This is a genomic window from Vibrio sp. Y58_MX_L22 (assembly GCF_024181865.1).
Lineage (GTDB): Bacteria > Pseudomonadota > Gammaproteobacteria > Enterobacterales > Vibrionaceae > Vibrio > Vibrio alginolyticus.
Window position 1 is genome coordinate 183,794 of the sequence record NZ_JAMZAN010000003.1, and the last position, 18,682, is coordinate 202,475.

Sequence of the window (18,682 nt, forward strand, 5' to 3'; positions counted from 1 at the left end):
GTTTAACCTAGCAATTCTGAAATGGGTACATTTTCTTCTACAACAACAAGACGTTGGCTACCGGTGGAGAGGCTCGAATGAACACCTCGAACAATATCGACGTTCTTGACCTCTGCCGGCGGGAATGCAAAACGCAGCGTCATATAACCATCGTCGTCTTTCATCGCTGAACGAAAGTACGATTTGTGAATCCAATCGTGTTCTATGTTACGAAGCCCAAAGAAATCGTCCGGTTGATCTGTCAAAGGCTCGTGAAGGTAACGTATAGAAGGCAAAGCGCCTCTTGGAGCCAACTTAAGCCCCGCGATATTGCTTTCTTTATGTTCGTTGATGATTCCACTGCCAGTCCCTGTCGATGCGGTACCGGAAACTGGAATAATATTCTCACCCGCATTATCAAAGCTTTGGGATGAGGAGTATATTTGCAACTCTGAAAGAGACTTAGCAATTGAAGCAGGATCACTCTCTAGCTCAGACAGTTCCGTGTTTGTCAAAGCCAACTCGGAATAATGGATATAACATTCTTGTACTTCTCCCGCGACTTTATATGGCACCCAAATATGCGGTAGAGGAACACCTTGTGCAATACGCAAACCATCTTTGCCAGCTTTATAAGGGCTTAGCGCCGTTTTAACAGTGATAGGATCAATATCTAATTCTGGAAAAACAACATCTACTTCCTCATCTACAAGGCGGAATACCCTAGCACCTTGATCAAGGCTTAGATGTCCCGAATACACTTTCTGACCGGATTGATAAATCTCAAATGGTTCTTCGCCAATATAGTAGTCTGGTACAAGGTTTGCCCCATCAATGTTGACATGTCGTGTTTTCATCGAGGATTCAGGATCATTATTTCTGTAGTACTCTAAATCGACATCAGCAAAGTAGCCTTTTGTTGTAACTTCAACCTCTCGCCAAACTTTGTTATTCCAGATTACATAGAAATAACCTTCTGCAACCAACTCATGTCCATTTGTGCCCTCTAGCATAGGTAGCACAGGCACTAACACGTTATCCCACTCATCCATCTGAGTTTCTTTATCAACGGGTTGCAGGTCTTCGGCGAGTTTAAGCAGGATTGGCTGAGGCTGGTCAGTGCAAGGGATTTTGATATAGAGCGTTTTGCCCTCAGCTTCGAGATCTTTAAATGTCGCGAGGCTGCGGTGTTTGTTTTCTGTATCAGCCTTGCCTACAGTCACTTTTTCTTTTTGAGCGTCCGTTTTTCCCAACATCAAACATGCCGCGTTGCTAGACCACTGCCCTGCAAACTCGACAACGATTTTTTGATCTGGACTTGGCTCAGAGGGGACATGCGTGTAACTACGAACTAAAGCAACATCGTCGGTAACCTGCTTGTATCCTGCTTTAAAAGCTTTGCTTTCATTCGAAGCTGATACAGAGTCAACGAGTGATTTAAGTCTAGGGAAGCTTTGCAGCTGAGAGTCCGTCAATGGCGACCGACGTGCAACGGTAGATAATGACACCCAATTGCCTTTTCCCAATTCGATTCTTATAGCAGCTAGCAATGCGCTGGTCGTTTTTTTGGTAGAGATGGAAATCTTTTGCGCCAATTCTTTAGGGAGGTTTCTAAGGATGTCATCTGAATTTCGCAAACGCGAAAGCTGTCCTATACACTCGTCCGGTGTAAGAACATGAGATAGCTCGTTGGAGGATAGCTTCGAGCTAGGTATAAATTTGCAAACTAAATGCATTTGAATTCTCCACAACCAACATCGTAAATATGGCTGCGGTGACAATTAAGCTGATAAGGCTTACAAGTACGATTTGGTCTGCGTATCCTACTTACTTAGCCATTTATTTTCAACGAGATAGAAAAATCGCCCGAAATCAAAAACACCAAAAAAATGGTGACTTTTGCTATCAAAACATGCGATTTGACCACAACAAAAGCCAGTAACATCACCCACTCTGTCAAAATGGTAAAATCTTACTATCTAAAAAAATTTAATTTATGGACTGAAGTTAACAAAAATCGTAGTAACGTGCGCTTCAGGTAAGCACGAGGAAATTCAGAAGTTTATGAGGTGCCCTCCTCAGCAACAAACAACAAATTGACTGTTACTGAGGAAGTTTAAATAAAAAGGTGAGCGCATTACGCACTCACAAAAGTAACTGCTCTGAAGCTTGCTAGGATTAAATTTGCTTCATCGCGAGTTAAAGAGGCGAGGTATTACCCATCGACCTCATGCAGAACACTATACTCAGAGTATAGAAACGAGCGTAAATATATAATATTTAAAAAGATTTTCAACGCGACACATTCACCACAGCACCTGCCGAGCAACCATCACAATCACTTCATACACACCTAAAAGCAACATTGGCCTAGTTATTATAGTTATTCAGCCTTGTATTAAGACGATTCATTAATTCGAGTAACTTATCAATAAAGGCAATTATTTTGATAAATATCACAAAAAGTCCCAAAGAAATAAAGCGAGCTAAACGCTCGCTTTATTTATGCCGCATTTTTTAAAGTTTTGTTATCACTAAAATATCGGTTGTAAACAGCACCTAAGGAGGCTGTACTTGCGAAACGATCATAGTTAAATGTTGCTAGAGCCTCTTCGGCAGAGGCGGAAAGCTTGTTGGTACCATTTACATAAATCGTCACTACCCCCTCCTTCAGTCCTGAAAGATCTAAATCAGTTGTCCATGAGTCTGAAAGCACGGTAGCCATGCCTGTGGCTTCTGTACCATCAGCGTCGACTGCTTTAATATCTATGAACTCACCATCTTCAAACCGTTCACTGCTACCACTTACTGTCATGCTTTCCACTCCAGTAACATCGTTGATAACGTCTAGGTGTATTGTCGGTGTAATTGGCATGGAGTAAGCCGTGTTCTGACTACCGGTATTCCCTGATAAGTCTTGGTAGTCACGAACAACCAACCCCACATTGAGCTCCGACGTGCTTGGTACCACCACATCACCAGTCCAAACACTTGGGTCCGCGGTTGCCACTAATGAAGTGATCGTGGTACCACCTAACTCCGCCACAGCACCTTGCAATGCTTTATCGAATTCCAGCGTTACCGTCACGCTTTGGCCGATGGCTTGGTGCTCAGGCGTAAACGTCACGTTAGTCAGCGTTGGCAGAGACTGCGCCAGTGTAAAGCTCTGACTTTCACTTACTTCAATGCCCTCTGAGTTCGTCCCCGTCACCATCACGGTATAAGTGCCATTGGTTTGGTGACTCATATCCATCGCGTCACTGGTCCAATTGCCACCGGCTTGTACCGTCGCACTGCTGCTTTTCAATACCGTCGCGCTGCCTTGGGCTTTTACTTCAAGACGCAGGGACTGACCGTCAAAACGTGTCGACGTGCCTTCGAATTGTAGCGTGGCGGCATGCGCTTCATCCACATTACCCACTGGCGTAATAGCTAAGGTTGGTGTGATCGGCATGGAGTAAGCCGTGTTCTGGCTACCGGTATTCCCTGAGAAGTCTTGATAGTCACGAACAAGCAACGCCACATTCAGCTCTGACGTGTTTGGTACCACCACATCACCAGTCCAAACGCTTGGGTCCGCGGTTGCCACTAATGAGGTGATCGTCGTGCCACCTAACTCCGCCGCGGCGGACTGCAGATCTTTATCGAATTCCAGCGTTACCGTCACGCTTTGGCCGATGGCTTGATGCTCAGGCGTAAACGTCACGTTAGTCAGCGTTGGCAAAGACTGCGCCAGTGTAAAGCTCTGACTTTCACTCACTTCAATGCCCGCTGAGTTCGTCCCCGTCACCATCACGATGTAAGTGCCATTGGTTTGATGACTCATATCAATCGCGTCACTGGTCCAAGTGCCACCGGCTTGTACTGTCGCGCTGCTGCTTTTTAGTACCGTCGCGCTGCCTTGGGCTTTCACTTCAAGACGCAGGGACTGGCCGTCAAAACGTGTCGACGTGCCTTCGAATTGTAGCGTGGCGGCAAGCGTTTCATCCACACTGCCCACCGGCGTCATGGCTAAGGTCGGCGTGATCGGCATGGAGTAAGCCGTGCTCTGGCTACCGGTATTCCCTGATAAGTCTTGGTAGTCACGAACAAGCAACGCCACATTGAGCTCCGACGTACTTGGTACCACCACATCACCAGTCCAAACGCTTGGGTCCGCGGTTGCCACTAATGAGGTGATCGTCGTGCCACCTAACTCCGCCGCGGCGGACTGCAGATCTTTATCGAATTCCAGCGTTACCGTCACGCTTTGGCCGATGGCTTGGTGCTCAGGCGTAAACGTCACGTTAGTCAGCGTTGGCAGAGATTGCGCCAGTGTAAAGCTCTGACTTTCACTCACTTCAATGCCCGCTGAGTTCGTCCCCGTCACCATCACGATGTAAGTGCCATTGGTTTGATGACTCATATCAATCGCGTCACTGGTCCAAGTGCCACCGGCTTGTACCGTTGCGCTGCTGCTTTTCAATACCGTCGCGCCGCCTTGGGCTTTCACTTCAAGACGCAGGGACTGACCATCAAAACGTGTCGACGTACCTTCAAATTGTAGCGTGGCGGCATGCGCTTCATCCACATTACCCACTGGCGTAATAGCTAAGGTTGGTGTGATCGGCATGGAGTAAGCCGTGTTCTGGCTACCGGTATTCCCTGAGAAGTCTTGGTAGTCACGAACAAGCAACGTCACATTCAGCTCTGACGTGCTTGGTACCACCACATCACCAGTCCAAACACTTGGGTCCGCGGTTGCCACTAATGAAGTGATCGTCGTGCCACCTAACTCCGCTGCGGCGGATTGCAGATCTTTATCGAATTCCAGCGTTACCGTCACGCTTTGGCCGATGGCTTGGTGCTCAGGCGTAAACGTCACGTTAGTCAGCGTTGGCAGAGACTGCGCCAGTGTAAAGCTCTGGCTTTCACTCACTTCAATGCCGGCTGAGTTCGTCCCTGTCACCATCACGGTATAAGTGCCGTTGGTTTGGTGACTCATATCAATCGCGTCACTGGTCCAATTGCCACCGGCTTGTACCGTCGCACTGCTGCTTTTCAATACCGTCGCGCTGCCTTGGGCTTTTACTTCAAGACGCAGGGACTGACCGTCAAAACGTGTCGACGTGCCTTCGAATTGTAGCGTGGCGGCATGCGTTTCATCCACATTGCCCACTGGCGTGATGGCTAAGGTTGGCGTGATCGGTAATTCGTGAGCGGTGTTATCCTCACCTATGTTGCCAGTCAAATCTTTAAATTGACTAACAACCAAGTCGACACTTAACAGCGCGGTGCTCGGAACTTGTACATCACCAACCCAGACCTTTTTATCTGCCGTTGCTGACAGAGAACTAATGCGATTGCCGCCAAGCGTAGCGGTCGCCTCTTGGAGCTCTTTATCAAACTCAAGCGATACATTCACGCTTTGACCCACACTCTGATGCTCGGGGTTAAATGTCACATTGGTTAGTTTTGGTAAGATTCCTTCAACCGCGATACTTAAGCTGCTTCCTTTTCCAGGAATTGTGTTGGTACTTTGATAGCTATTGTCTTCTACCTGAATAGTGATATTTTTATCTTGTTTTTCTGGGCTGACATAGTTAACCGTCCACGTAATATTGTCTGAAGTCGACCAAGTATCTTGTTTTAACGTTCCTGTTGCACCGCTATCACTAGCGACAAGATGGACATCTGAGATATCAAAGTTCGTAACTTCTTCTGTAAAGTTAAACGCAAGCGTAATCTCTTCGCCTCCAAAAAGAGGGGCGCTTGAGGCGGTAGAGATACTTAGCCCGGGAACGGTTGCCGCTTCCACATGCGCGTCAATAGAACTTTCACTCTTGTTATCCACCTTGTCTGTTGCTGCCACCGTGATCGTATGATCGCCTTTCGGTAACAAATAGCTTATGACATAAGGCCCCGCTTCGGTTGTCGGCTCAGTAATCGCTTGAGGAGCCACAGTGCTGCCACCACTCACCGCTTTTGACGTGACGAGATTTAAATTTTTATCTGTAATGTATGCACTAATTTCTAGTTGATACTTATCGTTTGTCGGCACCTTAGAGGTTTGATTAGCACTTAAGCCCGAAATACTTGGAGCGTCATAATCAACAATAGATTCGATAACCTTTCCATCATAACTTTTGCCTAGTAATTCAAAGCTTGTATTCTCTCTTCCAACTGAGTCCGTCACCGTCACCTTAAGGGTATATGCCCCTTGGTTATCGACGGCAAAGTTCATCATTCCATTACCACTAGATGAGATAACATCACCTGAGTAACGCAAGGAATCACCGAGGCTTGGAATAAGCTCCACAGAATATTGTGAAGCTTTCACTCTTTCTCCTTCCACCGTAGATACCGTAAACGGCTGGCTTGCCTTGGTTAAAAACAGTTTCCCACCCTGCAAACTCGTAATTCCATCGAAATCAACTGTGACTTTAGGAACACTAATATCAATGACTTTTCTGATATCAGAATACAGTCCGACGCTATCTGTCGCTTTGATATCAACCGTGATTGAACCACGCCCCTCTAACTGAGATTTCGGTAGTTCAAAGTACGTAGATGAACCGTTCCCATCCTCTACTCTTTCTTCTTGATAGCTTGGGTTTAAAACCGAATAGTTTACTTTTGCCAGGCTGCTACCAGTGTCCGTTATGTCGAAACGAAAACGAACATTATCTGGATTTGTTGGCGATTCAGTTACGATAATCTCATCGCCAACACTTGGAGGTGTGTTGTCAACTTTAATATCAACGGTCGCTTCACCGACTCTCGACCACACATCCGTTGCAGTAATCGTTGTCCTGATCGTTTTTCCATCCGCATCGCTAGGAAGTTCACTTGTAAATGTTGAACACTTGTAGGTTGGATCATCTGCACACACCTCTAATTGTGCAAACTTCTCCGGATTATCTTTATAGTTGTAGGATTCCGTTCCAAATCTGGCCATCACATTGTCTAGTCTAGAGTTTTCATACAGCTTAATTCTGAACTTGGCGACAAGCTGCTGACCATTAATGGTTGTGTTTCCAACCGGATCAGTAATTTCAACGACTACCGAACCTTTAGGTAATTCAAGCAGTAGATCGTGCTCTGGCGTCAAGTTTCCTGCTAAATCAGATAAGTTCTTGATTTTGTATTCTTGAGTTGTACTCAGGCCATCAATAATATCGGCATAGGATTCAGAATACGTACACTTGATATTTCCAACACCTTTGGCACAAGTCGTTGGTGTATAAGCTTTGTTGCCAAGATTACGAACCAACTTTGGATATTCATCTGAACTTTCGGTATTCACGCCTGATAAAGCATCATTAAAAGAGAGCTCAAATGTGAGCATCTTCTTCTTCAAAGCTTCATCAAACCAAACATCACTTCCTTTAAAACTGTATGAGTTACCATCCACGACTGTCGGTGCATCAATATCCACCATCGAGAAATTGAACTTGTTGATCGTTTCACGCCCATTTGTACCCAAGGTTTTAGTGATCAAAGTGACAGGTGCTTTGGTCATGTTTTGCCCAACATTGACACTACAACTGTAAGGTTCTTGCGATACGTTGATAACACCAGAAGTTGGTTGCTCATTAGTTGGTGGCGCATCTAGAGAGTTGTATTCTTCACGAACCCAACACTCTAACGTTTTGGCTTTGACCGCACTCAATGTAGTAAAGGTGACATCAAGAACACCATCAGATAAGTAATTTTGTAAGTCCAGCGGGCTTTCAACTGTTAGAACCACGCCTTCACGCTGTACGCTAAAGGTTTGGTTTACTTTTCCAACCTTTCGGTCTTTTTCATCAAGGTAACGAACTTTGTTATAAACTTTGATATCAAGTTCATAATTACCATCTTTGGCAATTTGTGTAGAAAGCAACGTTGCAGTCCAAGTGCCATCTGCGGTTTCTGAGAACGTAAAGTTAGTCCCGTTTTGCTCTCCAGAGAATCTATACGTTGAGTCAATTCGATCAACGCCACTATCATCAACAATATCAAGCGTAAGTACGATATTCCCATCTTGATAGATGGTGTTGTTTGTAATTGGCGTTCCATCCGTGTAACTCATCGCCAGCGTCACCTGCGGGATTGAGTTGTACACTTTGACGGTAAAATCTTGCTCATCACTGGTTAAGGTTGTGTTGCCACGAACATCAGACCCTTTTAAACGAATCTTGTGTGTACCCGTACCTAAATCACCAAGGCTCACTTTGAGATCCTCATTGATTTTTGTACCAGGAGAGCCAGGTAATGGTTCCAGATCGCTAAACGTCCAATACTCTAGGCTTTCTCTATTTACGCCATTAATTGAAACATCACCGTTAGCATTTAGGTCTAGCGCCGTTAGGTCAAAGACATAGTTACCTAAGTAGTAGTCATTCGCATTGAAACCACTTAATCCTAATGTTGGCCCATCACGATCAAGAATAACCTTGTGCGTGTTAGAACTAGACTCAAAACCATATATATCGGTTGCTTTTACATACAATGACGTTGTTTTTTCATCTTCAGAAATGTCTATTTTATCTGTGTCACTCTTGATAAGAGACATGACAAACTCTTTAGATGAATCCGTTGGCACAATTGTCTTAATTGGCGAATCTTTACCACTTTGATACAGCGAGACTTGCTCAAGGTCTGAATCGTCTATTACGGATTTAAATCGCACATTGAACTCACGCCCTATGACATAGTTCTCTTTAGACAATGTGTCTTCAACCCAAGGCGTGTTTAGGATGATTTCAGGGCCTTTGTTATCGACTTGGAAGGTAAATTTCCCTGTTGTACTAACATTGGCAGGGTAAGCGTTGTCCGTCGCAGTGACGTAAAACTCATTCCATTCATCGTAATCAAATGCTTTTGAAACCAGTTGGACTTTGACGTCAGGCTGTTCACCAACTAGGTATGGTACGTCACACGCCTCTGTTAGAGGGTCACAGCTTTCTAATGTCAGAGCCTGACCAGATCCGCGGCGCAAATCTATTTTTACGTTATTGCCAGAGCTTAACGTCCCCCAATCAATGACAGGTGTCCATTGGTTATTACCACCTAAACGGCTTTGAACCTGCTCACTTTTTACAATAGGAGCTTCAGAGTCGATACGAATATTGAATCTCGGAGCGGTGCTAGTTAACTCTGAAACGGAGTTACCTAAGTTGTCCTCTGCTGCGGCAACAACTAACCAATCTCCATCACCAGGATAAATCGTAGAGCCTTGATTTGAACAAATCTCTCCCGTACATAGTTTGACTTTAAACGCGTCTTTCGAGTTACTTGCAAAGTTTTCTGGTGTGTATGTTACTTTTTCACCGGTTTGCTGGTAGAAAACAAGGCCCCTCGAGGCAAGCTTATCACCAACAATATCCTCAACCTTGAAGGTTAATTCATGAGTATTGTTCGCATTTAAATAAATACCGTTTTCTACAGGTTTACCATCGACATCATTGGGTGGAAGGTAACTGGCCTTAGGGAAATCGTTATCAATAAACACCGATTCTATAAACGGAGATTTACCATTATAACCATACGCATTGCCATGTGGGTCCATAGCACTGGTCTCCACGGCAAACTCTATAATGTCTTTTAGTTCACTAGACTGGGAGTTAAGGGTGAAGAAGTACTCTTTTCGATAAGCATTGCTGCTGCCTGAGTTTTCTACGATGTTGATGTCCAGTGGTATTTCAATATTTGGCTCATTGGCTTGATACCACATCGTGCTAAACTTCGGACCGTAAGCGTCGGTTCCTACAATACCAGAAGGATCGTCTAGGACAATTTTAGAAACAACCTCGCCAGCGATATAAAGCCTATTACCAACCATCGTCTCTCTACCGCTTTCAATGGTTAATTTTGGCTGCGGAGGCAAGGTATCGAAACTGCTACCCTCTGTATCAAAAATGTTCTTACCATTTAAGTCAGGATTAGCCATCGAAATATCATCAGCATAGAGCTGCGCGATATTGGTCTCAATACCGTATTTGCTCGCCATGATTTCATAATAGGATTGCGCCAGATCTTTTCGGTAAGTTTCAGCGCCAAACGTGTAAGAATCGAGCGTAACTTGACTTCCTCCGGCCCCTATACCATTTGCTTTTCCATCGTAGCTAAAATCATCGTAAATAGCAGATGCAAAATCTAATGAGTTATTTCTTGGCATTCTCTCGGCAATACTATCAATTGCTTCAACAAGGAATCGGTGTAGATAGTCATTTGATGGCTTGTCTGGAATCGCTTTAGTCGTAAGCATTTCATTGGTTGCATAAGACACAACCGTTGGATCAAACCCAAAGAATGAGTTGTTATTCGTACCTGATAACGCGTAGCGCACCTCATCAAGAATTTGAATCGCACGTTCTGAAGTTTTCTCTCCCGCTGTCACTTGATCCCACTGGAAATCAAACAAACCAGTCTGATATGTCGATAGTTCAGTAATATAGTAAGTTTGAGAACCTTTGAGCTTAAAATACACACCAATATTGGCCTTGTTTAAGTCAACCGTTACTTTCTTGGTCCCTGGATCTCTTTTCCATTGGTAATAGTATGGCTCACTACCTTCGATACCAATTAAACGAACACGCATGAAATCATAATTCACTACGTCAGTTGTGGTTTCACAGCTCGCTACGTCAAGAGCCATAGACTGGTCACTTTCCAGTTGCTGGATAGTGGTACAACTTGCAAGTGAAGTGAATTCACCACTTGGGCTCAACCCTTCAAGTTGAGCTCGCGCACCAATAAATGGTGTCACCACTTTTAGGGTTGGTAGGTCAAAGCTACTTCTAAAATATACTTCTCTTGGAGTGCTTTCGTTATCAGACTCATCGACGGTTTGAATGACTAACTTTTGACTACTGTTTTCTGATACCGATTTAAAGCTGTCACCCAAAATATCTCTTACAAAAGGAATGTAATAGATGACATCCTCTACTCGCCCATTGCTATCTAATAGCGTTTCGTGCGGAATTTTTGCGATGTAATCGTCATCGGATGCGGTTGTGTCAATAACTTGCTGAAGTGAGTAGTTGTTATCGTTGTTTTGGCTTACGAAGTACTTGACGACGAGCTTAAGCTTATTAGCGTTGGAGCCTAAAACCGTATCGGTGTTTACGTCTGAAACTTTCACACGAACATAAGGGATTTTATTCTCTTTCAATAAATTAGCGTTGAAGTTACTAAAATCTATCCCTTTTAATGAGTTCTGAATCCCTAAACTTGCGTACGCATAATCAATCTTCAGGAAATCGCGGCTTGCTTGAACATTGTCTGGGGTGTACGTATCTTGAGAGTAGATACCATCGTAAGTGGTTCGTTCACCATCTAAACCCACATTTACGTACGTCATTGACGTACCTTCAGGATAGGTTATCGTCTGTGCTGGCGCTTGATCGTCACGACTTACTGCATGCTGCGCAGAGCCCGTATTGCCTTTGCTATCCCTCGCTCGAACCTCAAAGACCGTCGTAGATAGGAATTCATCAGTTGGGTAAGCCTTACTAAACTCACAAGCATTTCCAGACTCTACAGTGACAGGAGAACATGTGACGCCCTCATGTAAGCCATCTTTAAATGAAATACTGACCGAACTAATCTCTTGCGAGCTTTCTTTTACAACCCCTTTCAGAACGTATTCTTTAAGTTGGTTATTAATTGCACTCGCCGATGTAATATCGATAACAGGCGCATCGTTATCCCATTCAAAGTTGATATGAAGACCCGAATGGCTGCCTGGAATTAACTCATTACCCAGTACATCCGCTGTATATAAGACTAACCGTGCTGCTGTTACGTTTGAGAGCCCTGTGGCAGGGTTCATATCTACACTATCGATCTCTTTGGTATTAATGTTAACTTTAACGTTGGTCTCTCGAAGGCCAACTTCAAAATCATCAAATTCAACCGAACAGAATGTGCTTCCAAAATCTTGTATGTCGTTACATTGAAATTCACCAGACCAAGAGCCATTAATCTGATACTGAATAAAGGCGGATACGTCTTCTACACCGATATCATCAACAATTTTTAGATCAACTTTATCGGTGCCAGCAAGTACATCACGGTCAATGCGTGTCACGATAGGCGCTGTGGTATCGATCTCCGTCCCATCTCGCGGTGGAATGACGCCATCTGTACTGCCATATGTACCTAAGTCATTAAGCTTCTTACTAAAGTCGACATAGTCGGCAGCATCAGTACCAGAAATATTGATACTTGGGTCGTTTACCACGATCAAAACGTGCTGAGATAAGTCACGTGTGTAAACGTCGCTGTTTATCTTTTTCTGTCCAAAGCTGAGGGGAGTCACTGCTCCTGAAGTCTTGCTCACTTCAAGACCATCAAGAACACCATCTGCAATAACATCCCGATATTGGATGTCAGCGAAGTGCATCGAAGTGTAGACGTTATCGCTGTTGCCGTATTTTTTTATAAGATCGTAAGAGTAAGACGAGTATGCTGTTAATAAAGCGCCATATTGATGCCCAGTACTAGCAAAACTGCTTTGCCCACCTTTGGTAATATCAATAGGTTTGGTCTCATTTACGTCAAAACCATACATGCTATTGATACTATCCAAAGCAGTTGAAAAGGCACTCTCATCTGTGGCCCCCTGGGAAATTTTGTACTTTGCCAAGCCTGCTGCCAAGTTCGACAGCGGAGTAAGCATTAACTTTTGCTCACTCCCCTCTTTAAAGTTCACAACACCTTCAAATTTAAGTGTCTTCGCATTACTCACAGATACCGTTTCATTTGTAAACGGATCGGTATAACTCCCCTCTTTTGCAACAACAAAAAGAGGCATTGACGAAGATTCAAACTCTAGCAGATAGTTTCCGAAGGCATCAGACGTTGTGTTAGCCAACTTCCGACCTAAGTTTCCATTTTTGAACTCGAAAACCTCAATCTTGGCGCCATTGACTGGGGCGTCAAACACCATACCGGAAATGCTTCCTTTGCTTCTAGCTGGCGGTGTGTTGTCTCCTCCATCACCACCACCACATGCACTCAATAAAAGAGATGTAAGCGTAAGACCTAATGTTAATTTCAGCGTATTTTTAGCGAACATAGTAATTTGGCAAAATATATTTTCCCGAGATTATATTATTGAAAAATATTTTCTCAACGTGACATTAACACCAACAAAATAGGCATAAACACCAAGCCAACCGTCACTTTGACTGAATTATTAAAATTATTCTTACATCCTATAATTATTAACTTAGTTAAAACAGAGGAATTACTCATGCTTTAATGCTAGTTTTTATTTAAAATATTATACTCTACGCACAACTGTCAGTATTGATAAATCAACAAAACTAATGACTATTTTAATAATAAAAAGGAGTGTGCAAGCTCCTACCGTAGCCCTTATCACTACTGCGTTAATCATATTGATTAGCGTATCGCTTTCTCACTACTTCCTCACTCCTGTGGATAGGCTACCTACCATCAAGCCTTTAGAATTCGAAAGTAAGAATGTGCAGCCACCAATTAATAAGAATACTCGTAGGCAAAAAATCACTATCGGTGTTGTTGAATACTCTTTTGTCGCTTCATTATTAAAATCAGGAGTGAGTCAAAAAGAGATCAACTTGCTATTAGCACTTATCAAAAGCAAGTTTAATATTATTGACTCTATTAAAAGAGGTGATAACTTTATCTTAAGAACTAAATTAAATAGTAAAAATGAAACTTACATTAGTTCTTTTTACTATTTAGGCAGTAAAACTGATTTATTTATTATCAATGATGGTCACGGTAACGTATTTGATGAGCATGGTGTGTCGATAAATAATCAGTTCATGTTTTCTTCACCCTTTGATAAAAACTACAGAGTGAGCTCTGACTATGACTTAAAGCGAACACATCCAGTGACCAATATAACGACTCCGCACTTAGGCACTGATTATGCCACACCTGTAGGTACACCGATTCGTAGTATTGCTGATGGCATCGTTTTAAAGTCCCGCTACAACCGTTTTGCCGGCAACTACATTAATATCCGCCACACAAATGGCTCTGTATCACGCTACCTACACTTATCTCAGCGCAACGTCCATGTTGGTGAGAAGATCAGCCGAGGACAAGTGATAGGGAAAACGGGTAACACAGGAAGAACAACAGGGCCGCATTTACATCTTGAACTGCACATCAATGGTGTTCCGGTTGATTACGAGCGATACATTCAAAGGCACCCAAACACTGACGTAAATATAGAAATGCTGATTGCAGCGAGAAAAGAAAAAGCAGAGTTAACAGCGGAATGGCAACGGTATGAGCAGTCAAATAGGTAACAACAGCCACTTCGATTCGCTCTTTCTTCATTTATCTGAAGCGAGTCCTCGTAACCTTCTGAGCGCTTCGTAGTCTGTCGCCACTAACCAATTTCAGGATCAAAAAGAGCCGCTACATGCGGCTCTTAATGATTATAATTTCCCGATATTCCATCGGTTTCCCCTTTACCAAACACGTTGTCCTCTTGTTCTTGAACGCAAATGGTACGCGCCCTATCATGTTCACGTAAAAGATCAATAAAAGAATAAAATGATTACTCATTGTATTGGCTAGATATCTAATACAAAGAGGCCCAACAATACCTCTTTCTTACTTTCTAAACAGTGACGCTGTCACGATTATGAGTGGTTTCTATCATATTCAGCGCTTGCCTTTCTCAGCCCTTCTAAATCGTCTGAACATAAAAATCTCTTCAGGCTGTCGATTTTCTTATCAGGCCAATCATATATCCTAAGAGCAAGCAGTTCGTCTATCGTCTCTCGAGAAAAGCGATATTTGACATGCTTAGCTGGTGACCCCGCAACCATGCTGTAAGGCTCAACATCTTTCGTCACCACACTGTTTGCCGCAACGATTGCTCCTTCTCCGATAGTCACACCCGGCATTATCATGGATCGCATACCGAGCCAGGCGCCATCGCCAATATGAGTATCTCCTTTCCCGACGTACGCTTCTTCAATAAAGTCCATAAATGGGTACAAGGAGAACCAATCAGCTCTATGTGTACTGTTTCCCCCCATAACAATGACAACTTCCGCTGCAATACAGACAAAGTCACCTATATGTAACTTATCAATCTTCCATTTTGGTTCCCAATCTCGGCTGAACTCATCGCCTTGTAGATATCTTACAACAGACTCTTCAAAACCGGCGTCCCAACAATCACTGTAATAACTATGTTTACCTTTAATCGTTATATTTGGGTTCGTAACAACTTCATGTAGCAAAGTCACCTTAGACCAATGCTTAGTTTTCATGAATACTCCTATAAATACTATCTAATAAAACACTGTAGATAGTATGTATCTAAATAAGCTCTAATAATTACGTAGTGCCTATTACCACTAAAATTTACTTCACCACTGAGCTAATAATATGGTAAGCAGCCTCTACTCTTTCTGCATTAGGGTAGTTTTTATTCGCCAGAATCACTATGCCTATTTTTTCAGAGGGTACATACGCGACATATGCCCCAAAGCCACCTGTTGAGCCCGTTTTGTTATACCAAACGTCACGACCGAGAGTACCAGATACACTTGCTTGAACCGGTTTAGCTTTGAGAATTACATCGCTGGAGTTACCCTTCAATAATTGCGAAAGTGAAACGGGGTAATCATAACCCTCCCATCCTACGGCTTGTGTAAACGTGTCGGTATCAAAATACTTAGTATGAGTTCTCTCTAGCGCATTTTCTATATCAGTATTAAGTTGCGCTTGACCCATATTTGCTTCGATATATTGAAGCATATCTAAGCTTGTTGATTTAATACCATAGGCTTGTGCATCAAGAATACCTGGATTAACTCTAACGGGTTTTCCCTCAGAACTATAACCAAAAGCATAGTTGTTAAGCTTATCCTTTGGTACATCGACAAAGGTATTGGTCATACCGAGCTCAGGCAGGATGACGGTTTCCATCATTTCCGTATAGTCTGACTTCATACTCAAGGCACCGATGTAGCCAAATAGACCAATACTAGGGTTTGAGTACTTCCTCTTAGTACCGGCTTCGTACTCCGGTTTCCACGTTTTGTAGTACTGCATCATTTCAGCGTCGTTCGTTACTTCGCTAGGAAATTGCAATGGTAGACCACCCGCAGTGTAGGTGGCGACATGAACTAGCTTGGTATTACCCAGAGCACTATTCTCTAATTCTGGAATATAATCTTTGACCTTGTCATCCATGTCTAGCTTACCTTTTTCTTGGGCATACCCAGTCAAAGTAGCGGCAAAAGTTTTACTGATAGAACCGAGTTCAAAAATTGTGTCGTTGGTGACTAAACTCCCCTTACTTTCGTCAGCAAAACCGTAATTGTAAAAATAACGCTTGCCATCAATCGTTACTGCAACAGCCAACCCCGGAATGTCGTATTCGTTTATTAATCCTTTAGCGCAATCATCAACTACGCTCTTTAATTGACTGCTAACCGTTAACTCCGTTTTCGCAAACGTGACGAAAGAAGTGAGCGATAAAATGGCCAGCAAGGCATTGTTTAACTTCATTGAACCCTCAATTTTTTAATTTTAACTTATAATTAATTTCTAGTTTATTCCAAGGCTTTTAACTTTTTATATAAAAGTAATCCTGACTTGAAGAACTCCAATCGTTAACCCTCGATGAATAACACTGTGTCTTCAAATTTTTAGTGCGATATAAACAGGTCTAAACCTGATCACCGTTGATAGGTAGGACGGTTAGATACGAATGTAAGTAACATCCGTTTCCAAAATGGGGAAATAGTGTACTCAATTACGCTTTCTCCATATCACGATAACGGTATACTAGGTAGATATACTTGGTATATACAGATCCACATCCTCACAACGCTTTAGAACCACTTTTCAACGTCTACAGAGAAAACGATGCCATTTTCACTACACTTCGAAACTGGAAAAGTCACCAGCCAACAACTTTACTCCGAGATATACCAAGGGATATTAGAAGGCAGATTACGATCAAATGAGAGATTACCATCAACTCGCATGCTGTCGAAAAAGTTAGGCATAGCAAGAAACACTGTCATTTCGGTGTATGAGCGACTTCAGTTCGAGGGGTGGATAGTAAAAAAGGCAGGGTCTGGCACGTACGTAAGTAATGCTCTAGAACAAACGGTGAATCAAGATAAGAGACCAATAAAACACTACCAACTAGGGGTGTTTGGCACTAACGCATCGAAGAAGCCAGAGATCATCGCACCAAAGAATCTAGACTATGACTTCACTTTAGGCGTTCCTGATCATCAGAGAATAGCAAAGCATATTTGGCGACACTCAAGACTGAGTAGGCTCAATGCATTAACTCCAGAGTTTGCACATGGCGGTGATTTACAAGGGTTAGCTTGTTTACGAGAGTCTATCTGCGAGTATGTGAGACACTCGAGAGGCGTAATCTGTGACCCTGAAGACATCATCATTACTCAAGGGTGCCAGCAGGCAATAATGACGACTCTCCTTACATTACTCTCTCCCGGGGATCTCGTGTCGACGGAAGATCCAGGATATCCTGTTTTTCGAAATCAAGCTCGATTACTTGGCGCGCAAATAGGCTCCGTGCCGATGGACGACCAAGGTGTTGTCGTTGAATCAATCCCTTCTAATGCCAAAATTATTTATACAACGCCTAGTCATCAGTTCCCTTTAGGCTTTAGCTACTCAGCTGACAGGAAGTTAGAACTGCTGAGATGGGCAGAAGTTAATAACGCAATCATTATCGAAGATGATTATGATTCGGAATATCACTATCTCAATACCAGTAAGAAAGCTCTCAAGTCACAAGACAAAAATGACTGCGTCGTTATGATAGGCAGTTTCTCTAAAATACTATTTCCCGGCATACGCATTGGCTATATGATTCCGCCAAAGTCTTTAATAGAGCCAATTTCAAATATGTTATGGCACTTGGGAAGAAGTACATCTGTAGTGTCTCAAATCCTACTTGACGAATTCATGCGTGACGGTCATTTCTCTCACCATTTACTCAATATGAATAAAATCTACAGCGAAAGGTATAATAAGCTAACTCAATTAATTGACAACATAGATTGCTTACAACGTATTCCAAGCCAAGGTGGATTGCATATAGCAGCTGAAGTATCGGGATGCGCGACACAAATGATGAATAAATTTGCTTCATCAAATGTAGCGGTTTACCCATCATCGCATTTTTCTATCAACAATCATTCTAATGCCCTCTTATTTGGATTTGGCATTATTCCTACCCAAAAAATAGAAAAAGCATTTGATATTATTCAATCAATATTGGATTAAAACAGATATAAAATTATCGTTTTGCTCGGTATCAATTTATCGTCGCAGTTATCAGCATCAGGGCGACAGCCAGCGTGGAACGCTTTTCAACCCAATAAGGGTTCAATACGAACTGTGTCGCTCTGACACGCTTGGTTTGGCTTCAGCCCCAACACTATATTTCTTCGACTGTAAACGTACTAGGTTCAAAGTAAAGCGACGTATCACGCTGACATTTGCAGCACTACCAACAACCCTATTGCGTAAATCATCTTCTTTTAAGTTAAGTTCACATCGAGCATTCAATGAACCTTATTTTTCTAATATCGAACCGTAAGTTCTGTTTAACACTCTATCAAAACACTATCTTTCGCTAGATGTTAAAGAAGAAAAGACTTCAAGGTAATTAAGGATTTGTTATAGACTATTGACCTACATAATAAAGAGCACAATCACGACATTA

Annotated in this window: 6 protein-coding genes; 2 read left to right on the forward strand and 4 right to left on the reverse strand. The window is 42.9% G+C overall.

Annotation, left to right across the window (positions count from 1 at the left end):
- Positions 1 to 2: 2 nt before the first annotated feature.
- Entirely contained in the window at positions 3 to 1,715 is a 1,713-nt protein-coding gene (locus tag NL626_RS08630; protein ID WP_253657233.1) for a hypothetical protein, read from the reverse strand.
- A 767-nt stretch (positions 1,716 to 2,482) separates the two neighbouring features.
- The gene (locus NL626_RS08635) at positions 2,483 to 13,024 is read right to left on the reverse strand and encodes a tandem large repeat (protein ID WP_253657234.1); all 10,542 of its coding nucleotides are present in this window, start codon (positions 13,022 to 13,024) and stop codon (positions 2,483 to 2,485) included.
- Between the two features lie 253 nt (positions 13,025 to 13,277).
- On the opposite strand from NL626_RS08635, the gene NL626_RS08640 reads away from it, so the two are divergent.
- Positions 13,278 to 14,252 carry a peptidoglycan DD-metalloendopeptidase family protein gene (locus NL626_RS08640; protein ID WP_053349235.1) on the forward strand — a complete coding sequence of 325 codons (975 nt, stop codon included), beginning with the start codon at positions 13,278 to 13,280 and terminating at the stop codon, positions 14,250 to 14,252.
- Between the two features lie 339 nt (positions 14,253 to 14,591).
- Here NL626_RS08640 and NL626_RS08645 read toward each other — a convergent pair whose 3' ends face one another.
- Both NL626_RS08645 and ampC read right to left on the reverse strand, forming a co-directional pair.
- Positions 14,592 to 15,230, reverse strand: coding sequence for a CatB-related O-acetyltransferase (locus NL626_RS08645; RefSeq protein WP_005373432.1), 639 nt, complete (start codon positions 15,228 to 15,230; stop codon positions 14,592 to 14,594).
- 94 nt (positions 15,231 to 15,324) lie between these two features.
- The gene (ampC, locus tag NL626_RS08650) at positions 15,325 to 16,476 is read right to left on the reverse strand and encodes a class C beta-lactamase (protein WP_253657235.1); all 1,152 of its coding nucleotides are present in this window, start codon (positions 16,474 to 16,476) and stop codon (positions 15,325 to 15,327) included.
- A gap of 360 nt (positions 16,477 to 16,836) precedes the next feature.
- On the opposite strand from ampC, the gene NL626_RS08655 reads away from it, so the two are divergent.
- A complete protein-coding gene (locus NL626_RS08655) occupies positions 16,837 to 18,240 on the forward strand; it encodes a PLP-dependent aminotransferase family protein (RefSeq protein ID WP_005373437.1) in 1,404 nt (467 codons plus the stop codon).
- Positions 18,241 to 18,682 lie beyond the last annotated feature (442 nt).

Excerpts from the sequence above, each read along its gene's own strand:
- NL626_RS08630 (WP_253657233.1), bottom strand. The coding sequence starts at position 1,715 with ATGCATTTAGTTTGCAAATTTATACCTAGCTCGAAGCTATCCTCCAAC.
- ampC (WP_253657235.1), bottom strand. The coding sequence starts at position 16,476 with ATGAAGTTAAACAATGCCTTGCTGGCCATTTTATCGCTCACTTCTTTC.
- NL626_RS08640 (WP_053349235.1), top strand. The coding sequence starts at position 13,278 with ATGACTATTTTAATAATAAAAAGGAGTGTGCAAGCTCCTACCGTAGCC.
- NL626_RS08645 (WP_005373432.1), bottom strand. The coding sequence starts at position 15,230 with ATGAAAACTAAGCATTGGTCTAAGGTGACTTTGCTACATGAAGTTGTT.
- NL626_RS08635 (WP_253657234.1), bottom strand. The coding sequence starts at position 13,024 with ATGTTCGCTAAAAATACGCTGAAATTAACATTAGGTCTTACGCTTACA.
- NL626_RS08655 (WP_005373437.1), top strand. The coding sequence starts at position 16,837 with ATGCCATTTTCACTACACTTCGAAACTGGAAAAGTCACCAGCCAACAA.